This window comes from Streptomyces sp. NPDC050549 (assembly GCF_040655035.1).
Taxonomy (GTDB): Bacteria; Actinomycetota; Actinomycetes; order Streptomycetales; family Streptomycetaceae; genus Streptomyces.
The window spans coordinates 41,547-53,178 of sequence record NZ_JBFAJD010000035.1 but is presented as its reverse complement, the minus strand read 5'-3'; the positions used below and the strand labels follow the sequence as shown (position 1 = coordinate 53,178).

The following is an 11,632-nucleotide window of genomic DNA, read 5'->3' as shown; positions in this document are numbered from 1 at the left end:
AGCGCTCAGGCGGCGCGGCGCATGTCGGGCACCCGCATCGGACGCGAGCTGGGGCCACCGACGTGCGAGAAGGGCTGTGTCCGCCAGTCGAGTCCCTGAGGGAGCGTCAACAGCAGTGCGGTGTCCTGCTCCTGGGGTTCCGCGGACTCGTCGGCGGACCGGGCGTCGGCCGCCCGACGGCCCGTACCGGCACAGACCGTCAGCCCGAACGGGTTCCACGGCGAGGCGCACAGCGCGTGCTCCGGCAGGACCTCCTCGTCCGCGAGGAGCGCGATGGGCTGCACGCAGTCCGGGCAGATCACCCGGTACATCTCGAAGGTGTCGTACTCGTCGAGTTCGTCGGCCTCGAAACCGTCGGGTTCGACGCCCTCCGGCTCGGACTCGGCGACGAGCTGCGGCCGCCTGGGCGCGGTGCGTCCAGGGCGCTTAAGACTCTGCATGGGTTTCTCCCCCTACTGGGCTGGGCCGTGAAGGCGCTGCGGCCTCGACCACAGCAAGCACTTCCCGTCCGGTCTCCGCGGTAATCACGAGAACATCACGGAGACCGCTCGGGGCCTGTGGCGTTCGTCACATGCCGCCCGCAGATGCCCGGGGCGGCGGGTTTGTCCCCAGCTGGCTCACAGGCTGCACTCCGCCACATCACGAACCGGGTATGACCTGCGCCGCTGAGGTATCGGAGGAGATCAGCCGCCATGTAAGTTCTTGCGCCATGGAGGAGCTGGACCGACAAATCGTGCAGCTGCTCGTCAAGGACGGGCGGATGAGCTACACAGACCTGGGCAAGGCCACGGGCCTGTCCACGTCGGCCGTGCACCAGCGGGTGCGCCGGCTGGAACAGCGTGGCGTCATCCGCGGGTATGCCGCGGTCGTCGACCCGGAGGCGGTGGGCCTGCCCATGACCGCTTTCATCTCGGTGAAACCGTTCGACCCCAGCGCCCCCGACGACATCGCGGAACGTCTCTCCGGCGTCCCGGAGATCGAGGCCTGCCACAGCGTCGCCGGTGACGAGAACTACATCCTCAAGGTGCGGGTCTCCACCCCGCACGAACTGGAGGAGCTGCTCGCCCGGCTGCGCGGCCTGGCCGGCGTCTCGACCCGCACCACGGTGGTCCTCTCGACGCCGTACGAGGCCCGCCCGCCGCGTATCTGACCGACCTGCGTGCGAGGCCGCGCGGGCGAGGCGCGAGACTGTTCCCCATGAGTGAGCGCACCCCCGAACCGGCCACCGTCCTGCTCCGCCGCGGCGAAGTCCACAGCCCCGCCGACCCCTTCGCGACCGCGATGGTCGTGGAGCGCGGCCAGGTCGCCTGGGTCGGCTCCGAGGGTGCGGCCGACGCGTTCGCGGAGGGGGTCGACGAGGTGGTCGACCTGGACGGCGCGCTGGTCACCCCGGCGTTCACCGACGCACATGTGCACACCACCGCCACCGGCCTCGCGCTCACCGGCCTCGACCTCTCCGACGCGCCCTCCCTGGAGACGGCCCTGTCCCTCGTCCGGGACTTCGCCGCCGCCCGCCCGGCCGACCGCGTCCTGCTCGGCCACGGCTGGGACGCCGCCCGCTGGCCCGGGGGCCGCCCGCCGACCCGCGCCGAACTCGACGCGGCGACCGGCGGACGCCCGCTCTACCTCTCCCGCATCGACGTCCACTCGGCGGTCGTCACCACGGCCCTGCTCGATGTCGTCCCCGGCTTCGAGGCGCCGGACGGCCCCCTCACCGCCGACGCCCACCACACCGTCCGCGCCACCGCGCTCGCCGCCATCACGCTGCAGCAGCGCGTCGAGGCCCAGCGCGCCGCCCTCGCCCACGCGGCCTCCCTGGGCGTCGGCTCGGTCCACGAGTGCGCGGGGCCCGACATCTCCTCCGAGGACGACTTCACGGGCCTGCTGCGGCTCGCCGCGGAGGAGCCCGGGCCGCGGGTCGTCGGCTACTGGGCCGAGCAGGACGTCGCGAAGGCACGGGAGCTGGGCGCCGTAGGGGCTGCCGGGGACCTCTTCGTCGACGGCTCCATCGGCTCGCACACCGCCTGCCTGCATCAGCCGTACAGCGACGCCGGGCACACCGGCATCGCGTACCTCGACGCGGACGCCGTCGCCGCCCATGTCGTCGCCTGCACCGAGGCGGGCCTCCAGGCGGGCTTCCACGCCATCGGGGACGCCGCCGTGACCGCCGTGGTCGAAGGTGTCCGCGCAGCCGCCGAGAAGGTCGGCCTGGCCCGCGTCCGCGCCGCCCGCCATCGCGTCGAACACGCCGAGATGCTCACCCCGGAGACCATCGCGGCCTTCGCCGAGCTGGGCCTGACCGCCTCCGTGCAGCCCGCCTTCGACGCGCTGTGGGGCGGCGAGGAGGGCATGTACGCCCAGCGCCTGGGCGTAGAGCGGGCGCGCGCCCTGAACCCCTTCGCGGCTCTGCTCCGGGCTGGTGTGCCGCTCGCCTTCGGCTCCGACAGCCCGGTCACCCCGGTCGACCCCTGGGGGACGGTCCGGGCCGCCGCGTTCCACCGAACGGCTGAACATCGGGTCTCCGCGCGGGCCGCGTTCACCGCACATACACGGGGCGGCTGGCGGGCCGTAGGACGGGACGACGCGGGTGTTCTGGTCCCGGGCGCGCCCGCCGACTATGCCGTCTGGCGGACCGACGCCCTGGTCGTGCAGGCGCCCGACGACCGGGTCGCGCGCTGGTCGACCGACCCTCGCTCCGGCACCCCCGGACTGCCCGACCTGACGCCGGGCGGCGACCTTCCCGTCTGTCTGCGCACCGTCGTGGGCGGACGGACGGTGTTCGTACGGCCGGGCGAGTGATCTCCCGGGGTGGCGCGCCCCCGATCCGCGCCCGCCGCCCTGTCGCGCGACCTGCGCATCCTCAGCCCTGACCAGCCAGTTGATGGAGAAAGCACAGATCAGACGGCTGTTGACAGGCGGGCGCAGGGGGCCGGTAGGTTCGTCCGAGTCCACCACCGGACGCCCGACCGGGGAACCTCCGAACAATCGCCGAAGCGCCGCTGGGTCAGGGACGGTGTGCCGCACCGGGCACCGCCACTGGGAGCCAGGCTCAGCGCCCGCGCCACGGCGAGGGAACGTTCCGGCCGGTCGGCTGGTGTGACCCGGGTGGGGCCCGGACGTCCAGTAGACAACGGCTTTGGTCGACCCGCAGCCGGCGGGTCCCAGGTCGGCCCGAAGGGCGCCGGGCCCCCATCCGCAGCACGCCGGTGCCCAAAACGCACAGTCTTACCCCGTTCTTGTCGAATCGACACCACCGTACGAACGACGTGGCGCGTCATCCCAGGCGGCGGCCACTATGGTGGACGCCTGCGTACGGACATGAAGGGGCAGCAGTGAACGACGGCGACGGAGCCCTCGCGGCACAGGCCCAGGGGCGGAAGTTCGGCCCGCTCGGCACGGCCTTGGTGATCATCCCGACCTACAACGAGGCGGAGAACATCAAGGCCATCGTCGGGCGGGTACGGCAGTCGGTTCCGGAGGCTCATGTCCTCGTGGCCGACGACAACAGCCCCGACGGCACGGGCAAGCTGGCCGACGAGCTGGCGGCCGAGGACGAACAGGTCCAGGTGCTGCACCGCAAGGGCAAGGAGGGCCTCGGCGCCGCCTATCTCGCGGGCTTCCGCTGGGGCATCGAAAACGGATACGGCGTCCTCGTCGAGATGGACGCCGACGGCTCCCACCAGCCCGAGGAGCTGCCCCGGCTGCTCACCGCCCTCAAGGGTGCGGACCTGGTGCTCGGCTCCCGCTGGGTGCCCGGCGGCCGGGTGGTGAACTGGCCGAAGTCCCGCGAGTTCATCTCCCGGGGCGGCAGCCTGTACTCGCGCGTGGCGCTCGACCTGCCGCTGCGCGACATCACCGGCGGCTACCGCGCCTTCCGCCGCGAGACCCTCGAAGGCCTCGGCCTGGACGACGTCGCCTCCCAGGGCTACTGCTTCCAGGTCGACCTGGCCCGCCGCGCCGTCAAGGCCGGCTACCACGTCGTCGAGGTCCCCATCACCTTCGTGGAGCGCGAACACGGCGACTCCAAGATGAGTCGCGACATCCTCGTGGAGGCCCTGTGGCGGGTCACCACCTGGGGCGTGGGGGAGCGGGTCGGCAAACTCCGCGGCCGGGTCAAGCCCGGAGGGAAGCCCTCACAGCCGTAGCCCCGCAACCCCACAGACCTCGTTGATCGTCCCCTTATCCCGCACTGAGCCGGGCCCAGGCACACTGGATGTATGACGACTGGCGCACCCATCCCTTCCTCCGCCGCCCGGCCCCCGCGTTCCCGGCTGCGTACGTTCCTGCCGCTGGGCATCGCCGCGTGGCTGGTGCTGGAGATCTGGCTGCTGACCGTGGTGGCGGGCGCGTCGAGCGGTCTTGTGATCTTCTTCCTGCTGCTCGCCGGGTTGGTGCTCGGCGCCGTGGTGATCAAGCGGGCGGGCCGGCGGGCCTTCCAGAACCTGAGCCAGGCCGTGCAGCAGGGCACCGCCCCGGCCGGCGGCGGTGGCAGCGGCCTGATGATGCTCGGCGGCCTGCTGCTGATGATCCCGGGGCTGATCTCGGACGCGGTGGGACTGCTCCTGCTGATCCCGCCGGTCCAGCGGGCGCTGGGTCGCTACGCGGAGCGCACGGTCGAGCGGAAGCTGCGCAGGGCCGCCCCCGGCACCCTCGGGGACGCCTTCCAGCAGGCCCGTATGCACCGCCCGGACGGCAAGGTCGTCCAGGGCGAGGTCATCCGGGACGAGCCCGGCGGCGGCGCCCCGCAGGGCCCGCGCCCGCCGCTCACCCACTGACATCCGGGCAGGCAAAAGCGCGGGCGCCGTACATGTTCGTACGGCGCCCGCGCTTACTTGCTTGTGCCACTTGCGTGTGCGGTAGAACCGCTCCGCACCTCCGGGACTAGGCCGACTTGCGGCTGTCCCTCGGGTGAACCGCGATATTCATCGCGCCGGAACGGAGAACGGCAAGACGCTCCTCAAGGACCTCTTCGAGTTCCTCGCGGGTGCGCCGCTCCATCAGCATGTCCCAGTGGGTACGCGCGGGCTTGGCCTTCTTTTCCTCAGGGCCGTCGCCGTCGACCAGGAGTGCCTGGGCCCCGCAGACCTTGCACTCCCACTCCGGCGGAATCTCCGCCTCGACCGAGAAGGGCATCTCAAAGCGATGTCCCTTCTCGCATGCGTACTCCACGGCCTGGCGTGGTGCCAGGTCGATACCGCGGTCCGTCTCGTAGCTGGTCACCACGAGGCGCGTGCCGCGAAGAGCTCGCTCACTCATGAATCGTGCCTCCCGGGCTTGTCGCCCACAGGACAGGTGTCGCTGTCGTCGTCATCCGGTCAACGTCCGGTCGGCGGTAAAGATTCCCGTACGGGGTCATGCGTCGCCGTCGTAGCCGCCCCTTGTTGTACCCACCAGCGCCCGGTTTGTCACATCTACTAGTAGATGTCACCTAGCGATTCGTCATCTTTGACGCGCAGTAACGGTACGCCAGGCAGGCCAAACGCGTACACTACCGCCCTTTCGCCTCCAGTGCTAAATCCTCTCGGGAAGAGGATTGCCCGCGTCGCGGATCGCCCGTGCCACGGGAACCCGTACGAGCAGCACGAATCCCACGATGAAGAAGGCCACCAGGGAGATGATCGCGTCCCGGTAACTTCCGGTCAGCTGGTACGTCACCCCGAACAGAAGTGGGCCCAGCCAGCTCATGCCCCGATCGCTCATCTCGTACGCCGAGAAGTACTCGGCTTCCTTGCCGGGCGGCACCAGATGCGAGAACAGGGACCGGGACAGCGCCTGGCTGCCGCCCAGGACGAGGCCGATCCCGGCGGCCAGCACGAAGAACCAGACGGGCGCGCCGGCGGGCAGGAAGTACCCGGCGGCCAGGGTCACCGTCCACGCCACCAGCGAGCCGAGAATCGTCCGCTTGGCCCCGTAGGTCCGGGCGAGTCGCCCCATCCCGAGCGCGCCCGCCACTGCCAGCACCTGGACCATCAGCACGGCCGTGATGAGCGCCGACTGACTCAGGCCCAGCTCCTCGGAGCCGTACACGGACGCCTGCGAGATCACCGTCTGGATGCCGTCGTTGTAGATCAGGTAGGCCAACAGGAAGGACAGGGTGAGCGGCTTGCCGCGCATGTCCCGGACCGTCGCCGCCAGCTGCCGCCAGCCCTGTGCCGTGGGCGCCTCGGACGTCGTACGGCCGCGGTCGCGCAGTCGCTTCAGCGGTACGAGGGTGAAGGCGCCCCACCAGATGCCGGCCGAGGCGAGACAGATGCGGACGGCCATCGACTCGGACAGGCCGAAGGAGTCGTGGGCGGTGAACAGGATCAGGTTCGCGACGAGGACCAGGGAGCCTGCCGCGTAGCCGAAGGCCCAGCCGCGTGAGGAGACCGCGTCGCGTTCCTCGGGCGGGGCGATCTGCGGGAGGTAGGAGTTGTACAGGACCATCGACACGGCCACGGAGGAGTTGGCGACGATCAGCAGGAAGCCGCCCAGGAGATAGCGGTCGCCGTCCAGGAAGAACAGACCCGTGGTGGCGGTCGCGCCCACATAGGCGGCGAGCGCCAGGAGGGGCTTCTTGCGGCCCGTGCGGTCGGCCGCCGCGCCCGCGAGGGGCATGACCAGGATCGACACGATCACGGACGCGGAGACGGTGTAGGCGAAGAAGGAGCCCGCCCGGACCGGTATCCCCAGGGGATGCACGTACCCGTCCGGGTCGGCCGCCGACTTCGCGACCGAGGTCAGATAGGGGCCCAGGAACACGGTGAGCACGCTCGTCGAGTAGACGGAGCAGGCCCAGTCGTAGAAGTACCAGCCGCGCTGTTCGCGCCGCCGTTCGGCTGCCTCGCCGGTCTCCTGTGACCGCAGGGTGTCGGTACCCACCCGTGCCCTCGCTTCCCCGTGCACGCGCCGGCTACCGGGGTTCAGGCCCAGACGCCCCGCTCCACCATGACCTCGCGCAGTGTGTCGATGTGATCGGTCATGATGCCATCCACTCCCAGGTCAAGGAGCCGGTGCATGCGATCGGCCTCGTTGATGGTCCACACGTGGACCTGCACTCCACGCGCGTGTGCGGCGCGAATGAAGCGCTGGTCGACCACGGGGACGCCCGACTGCTCCTCGGGCACCTGTGCGGCGATCGCCGAACGGCGCACCGGGAGGGGCGCACCCCAGGACCGCAGCCGCAGATTCAGCACCCCGCGCGTGCCGAACGACGTGGCCAGGCGCGGCCCGGCCAGGTGCTGGGCGCGGACCACACGCTTCTCGGAGAAGGAGCCGACGCAGACGCGGTTCCAGGAGTCGGTGCGCTCCAGCAGGTCCAGGAGAGGGTGGAGTGCCGGCTCCGCCTTGACGTCGACGTTCCAGCGGACCTCGGGGAAGGTCTCCAGCAGCTCCTCGAAGAGGGGCACCGGTTCCCTGCCCGCCACGCGCGCGTGGCTGACGTCGGACCAGAACAGGTCCGCGATCCGGCCCGCGCCGTCGGTCACCCGGTCCAGGGTCTCGTCGTGGAAAGCGACGAGTTTTCCGTCCGCGGTGGCGTGGACGTCGGTCTCGATGTACCGGTAGCCCAGCTCGACCGCGCGCCGGAACTGGAACACCGTGTTCTCCAGGCCGTCCGCCGCGCCGCCCCGGTGGGCGAAGGGGATGGGGCCGGGATGGTCGAGGTACGGATGACGTATGAGCGTGGTCACCCGGGCAGTATCGCCCGTTCCGGTGACCCGGTGGCTACGACCGTGCTGCGGCCCGATGCCGAGGGGACGGCGAAGACGCGAAGGAAGAGCTGGGCGAGCGGGCCGATCGCCAGGGCGTAGAGCAGAGTGCAGACGCCCACCGTGCCGCCCAGCGCGAAGCCGGTGGCCACGACGGCGACCTCGATGCCCGTGCGGATCAGGCGGATGGAGCGGCCGGTGAGCTTGTGCAGCCCGGTCATCAGCCCGTCGCGCGGGCCCGGTCCGAAGCTCGCGGAGATGTAGAGCCCGGTGGCGGCCCCGTTGAGCAGGATGCCGGCCAGCAGCAGCGGAATCCGTACGGCCAGTCCGTGCGCGTCGGGCACCAGCGCGAGGGTGCCGTCCATGGCGAGCCCGACCGCGAACACGTTGGAGACGGTGCCCGGGCCCGGGCGCTGGCGCAGTGGGATCCACAGGAGCAGCACCGCCGCGCCCACGACGATCGAGACGACACCGATCGTCAGGCCGGTGAGTTCGGCGAGGCCCTGGTGCAGCACGTTCCAGGGCTCCAGGCCCAGGCCGGAGACCACGAGGAGCGCCGAGCTGGCGCCGTACAGCGCGAGTCCGACGTAGAGCTGGACCAACCGTCGGCCGAGACGGTTCCGCGTGGACAAGGGATGCCCCCTGGTGGTGGTAGTGGCCTGACGCATGACACTCTGTGGCTTGAGAACAGACGTCATCCATGGCCAATTCCGGGAAGGTGGACTGGTTTCCATGGCGCAGTGGACCTCGGCGATGGGCGCCGCGCAGCTGGCCCGGCTGCTCAACTCCCAGCAGGACCGCCCGGCCGGGCCCGGCACCCGCCGGCCGCCCGCCTACCGGGCCCTCGCGGACGGCATCCGTCTTCTGGTGTTGGAGGGGCGCGTGCCGGTGGCCGCCCGGCTGCCCGCCGAGCGGGAACTCGCCCTCGCGCTGTCTGTCAGCCGCACCACGGTCGCCGCCGCCTACGAGGCGCTGCGCGCCGAAGGATTCCTGGAGTCCCGGCGCGGGGCCGGCAGCTGGACCGCCGTGCCGGCCGGAAATCCGCTCCCCGCGCGCGGGTTGGAGCCGTTGCCCCCGGAGTCCCTCGGTTCGGTGATCGACCTGGGCTGTGCCTCGCTGCCCGCGCCCGAGCCGTGGCTCACCCGGGCCGTGCAGGGCGCACTGGAGGAGCTGCCGCCGTACGCCCACACGCACGGCGACTACCCGGCCGGGCTGCCCGCGCTGCGCGCGATGATCGCCGAACGGTACACCCTGCGCGGGATCCCGACCATGCCCGAGCAGATCATGGTCACGACCGGCGCGATGGGTGCCATCGACGCCATCTGCCACCTCTTCGCGGGACGCGGTGAGCGGGTCGCCGTCGAGTCGCCCTCCTACGCCAACATCCTCCAGCTGATGCGGGAGGCCGGCGCCCGGCTGGTGCCCGTGGCGATGGCCGAGGGGCTGACCGGCTGGGACATGGACCGCTGGCGGCAGGTGCTGCGGGACGCGGCGCCCCGGCTCGCGTACGTCGTCGCCGACTTCCACAACCCGACCGGCGCCCTCGCCGACGACGACCAGCGGCGTCAACTCGTGGACGCGGCCCGCTCGGCCGGCACCGTGCTCGTCGCCGACGAGACGATGACCGAGCTGTGGCTGGACGACGACGTCGAGATGCCGAGGCCCGTCTGCGGGTTCGACCCGGCCGGTTCGACCGTCATCACCGTCGGCTCCGCCAGCAAGGCCTTCTGGGCCGGCATGCGCATCGGCTGGGTGCGCGCGGCCCCCGACGTCATCCGCAGCCTGGTCGCCGCCCGCGCCTACGCCGACCTCGGCACCCCGGTGCTGGAACAGCTCGCCGTCAACTGGCTGTTCAGCACGGGCGGTTGGGAGCAGGCCGTCGAAATCCGGCGCGGCCAGGCCCGGGAGAACCGCGACGCGCTGGTCGCGGCGGTACGGCGGGAGCTGCCCGGCTGGGAGTTCGAGGTGCCCGGGGGCGGGCTCACGCTCTGGGTGCGCACGGGCGGGCTGTCGGGTTCCCGGCTCGCCGAGATGGGGGAGCGCGTGGGGCTACGGGTGCCGTCCGGGCCGCGCTTCGGCGTCGACGGGGCCTTCGAGGGGTATGTGCGGCTGCCGTTCACCGTGGGCGGGGCGGTGGCCGAGGAGGCGGCGGTACGGCTGGCCGCGGCGGCCCGGCTGGTGGAGAACGGCGTCGGCGGGGGCGGCGGCGAGTCGCCGCGGACGTTCGTGGCGTAGCCGGCGAGGGACGTACCCGGGTTCGGTGCGGGTGGGCGCCCCCGCTCGGTGAGCTGCGGTCCGGCCTTCGCGCTCTGCCCGGGGCCGGTGCGGGCGGACGACTCCCGGCCGCCCGCGCCGAACCCGGCTCCTACGAAGACTCCGCGACCGCGGCTTCCACCACCGCTTCCGTCGCCACTGTCTCCGCCGCGTCCGCCGGTGTCGTGAGCTGCGGGAGCAGGGCCAGCACCGCTTGGCGGTCCCCGTCGCTCGTGGCGTCGTCGTACGGGTCCGGCGTCGCCGGGACCTGGAGCCGGTGCACCGGGCCGCTGCCGAGGCGGGCGTAGCCGCGGCCGGGCGGCACCTGGGCGATCGGCGTGGTGTGCGGGGGAGCGCCGAGGACCGCCTCCAACTGGGCGGTGGTGGCGGGGCCGAGGACGACACGCGCGCGGGTGTGCTGTCGTACGGCGTCGCTCAGGGTGTCCGCGCAGTCGAACTGGTCGGCCACCACCACCGTCACGTGGGCCGCGCGGCCGTGCCGCAGGGGCACTTGGAGCAGGGACTGCGGGTCCTGGCGGCCGTCGGCCGCGGCCAGGTGGGCGAAGGCGCTCGGGCGGTCCAGGATGATCCACAGGGGGCGCCTGGTGTCGTCCGGCGCCGGGTGGCCCGACTGGCGGGCGTGGTTGGCCGCGATCAGCCGGCGTTCCGTCTCCTGAGAGGCCCACTCCAGACTGGCCAGGGTGCCGGTCAGTCCGCACTCGACGGCGAGGACGCCGTCCCGGCCGGTGAGGCACGCGTACTCGCCGGTGCCGCCGCCCTCCACGATCAGGACGTCGCCGTACTGGAGGGCCTGGAGGGCGATGGAGCGCAGCAGGGTGGAGGTGCCGCTGCCGGGCTGGCCCATGACCAGCAGGTTCGGCTCGGTGGATCGGATGCCGGTGCGCCAGACGACGGGCGGGACGTCGCGCTGTTCCGTGCCGTGGGTCAGGGGAAGAGTGCGGTGGACGTGGGTCGGGTCGGTGAAACCGAGGACGGTCTCGCCGGGGGCGGTGACGAAGCGCTGGGCGGTGATGTCGGTGGGGAGCGGGGCGAGGACGCCGACGGTGAGCTGGTTGCCCTCCTCGTCCCACTCGAACCGGTACTCCCGGCCGCGGCCGGATTTCGCGGTGAGCAGCTGCTCGATCCGCGCGCGGGAGTCGGCCTCGCCGTCGGTGAAGTAGGCCGGGTAGCGGACGACCAGGTGGGTGATCCGGCCCGCGCCGTCGAAATCGTAGGCGGGGAAGGCCTTCTCCCAGTCTCCGCCGTGGGCGAACAGGGGCGCCGGGTCCTCTGCGGCGGAGAAGTAGGGCACCAGCGCCTCGTAGAGGGACTGCAGGCGCTGGGTCTGGGACTCGTCGGGCCCTTCGGGCGCCGGCGGGGTGCGGTCGCGGCCGTGCCATGCTGCCGCCGCCATCAGGGCGATGGCGGCGAGCAGCGGGCCGTACGGCACCAGTGCCACCACCAGGACCACCGAGGCCACCAGGAACAGCAGTGGCCCGCGCTTGTCCTTGGGGGTGTCGGCCCATCTGCGCCGCCCGGCGGATGCCAGCCGGCGCAGACCGCGAGTGATCGTGATCAGCGGATGGAGGACGTCGGTGGCGCTGTCGGCCGCCGTCCGGGCCAGCTCCCGGCTCCGGGCGATCTGTGCGCTGCCGTTGCTCAGGATGCGGGGGAGGGGGCGCCGGGCCACT

11 protein-coding genes are annotated in these 11,632 nt (G+C 72.1%); 5 read left to right on the top strand and 6 right to left on the bottom strand.

Translation table 11 applies throughout. From position 1 onward, the window contains the following. Nucleotides 1-5 precede the first annotated feature (5 nt). Nucleotides 6-440 carry a hypothetical protein gene (locus tag AB0I51_RS36685; RefSeq protein ID WP_362982720.1) on the bottom strand — a complete coding sequence of 145 codons (435 nt, stop codon included), beginning with the start codon at nucleotides 438-440 and terminating at the stop codon, nucleotides 6-8. 269 nt (nucleotides 441-709) lie between these two features. Between AB0I51_RS36685 and AB0I51_RS36680 the strand changes: the two genes are divergently transcribed. From AB0I51_RS36680 to fxsA, 4 genes are all read left to right on the top strand, one after another. Continuing rightward, nucleotides 710-1,150 (top strand): Lrp/AsnC family transcriptional regulator, encoded by a 441-nt coding sequence (locus tag AB0I51_RS36680; protein ID WP_317881683.1) that lies wholly within the window; start codon nucleotides 710-712, stop codon nucleotides 1,148-1,150. 47 nt (nucleotides 1,151-1,197) lie between these two features. Further along, on the top strand, nucleotides 1,198-2,799 hold the full coding sequence (locus tag AB0I51_RS36675) for an amidohydrolase (protein ID WP_362982719.1): 1,602 nt from the start codon (nucleotides 1,198-1,200) through the stop codon (nucleotides 2,797-2,799). A gap of 533 nt (nucleotides 2,800-3,332) precedes the next feature. Beyond that, a complete protein-coding gene (locus tag AB0I51_RS36670) occupies nucleotides 3,333-4,145 on the top strand; it encodes a polyprenol monophosphomannose synthase (RefSeq protein WP_362982718.1) in 813 nt (270 codons plus the stop codon). 72 nt (nucleotides 4,146-4,217) lie between these two features. Next, nucleotides 4,218-4,775: an FxsA family membrane protein gene (gene fxsA, locus AB0I51_RS36665; protein WP_362982717.1), complete on the top strand. Its 558-nt coding sequence runs from the start codon at nucleotides 4,218-4,220 to the stop codon at nucleotides 4,773-4,775. 106 nt (nucleotides 4,776-4,881) lie between these two features. Here the strand turns inward: fxsA and AB0I51_RS36660 are convergent, their stop codons facing one another. From AB0I51_RS36660 to AB0I51_RS36645, 4 genes are all read right to left on the bottom strand, one after another. Further along, complete coding sequence (locus AB0I51_RS36660; protein WP_003977404.1) at nucleotides 4,882-5,256, bottom strand: RNA polymerase-binding protein RbpA; 375 nt, start codon at nucleotides 5,254-5,256, stop codon at nucleotides 4,882-4,884. 255 nt (nucleotides 5,257-5,511) lie between these two features. Beyond that, nucleotides 5,512-6,861, bottom strand: a complete 1,350-nt coding sequence (locus AB0I51_RS36655; RefSeq protein WP_362982716.1) for an MFS transporter — start codon at nucleotides 6,859-6,861, stop codon at nucleotides 5,512-5,514. Between the two features lie 41 nt (nucleotides 6,862-6,902). Continuing rightward, nucleotides 6,903-7,670 carry a glycerophosphodiester phosphodiesterase gene (locus AB0I51_RS36650; RefSeq protein ID WP_362982715.1) on the bottom strand — a complete coding sequence of 256 codons (768 nt, stop codon included), beginning with the start codon at nucleotides 7,668-7,670 and terminating at the stop codon, nucleotides 6,903-6,905. Further along, nucleotides 7,667-8,356 (bottom strand): hypothetical protein, encoded by a 690-nt coding sequence (locus AB0I51_RS36645; protein ID WP_362982714.1) that lies wholly within the window; start codon nucleotides 8,354-8,356, stop codon nucleotides 7,667-7,669. Before AB0I51_RS36645 ends, AB0I51_RS36650 begins: the two co-directional genes overlap by 4 nt. Nucleotides 8,357-8,420: 64 nt before the next feature. Between AB0I51_RS36645 and AB0I51_RS36640 the strand changes: the two genes are divergently transcribed. Beyond that, a complete protein-coding gene (locus tag AB0I51_RS36640) occupies nucleotides 8,421-9,923 on the top strand; it encodes a PLP-dependent aminotransferase family protein (RefSeq protein WP_362982713.1) in 1,503 nt (500 codons plus the stop codon). Between the two features lie 130 nt (nucleotides 9,924-10,053). On the opposite strand, the gene AB0I51_RS36635 is transcribed toward AB0I51_RS36640, so the two are convergent. Further along, the gene (locus tag AB0I51_RS36635) at nucleotides 10,054-11,631 is read right to left on the bottom strand and encodes a hypothetical protein (RefSeq protein ID WP_362982712.1); all 1,578 of its coding nucleotides are present in this window, start codon (nucleotides 11,629-11,631) and stop codon (nucleotides 10,054-10,056) included. Between the last annotated feature and the right edge of the window lies 1 nt (nucleotide 11,632).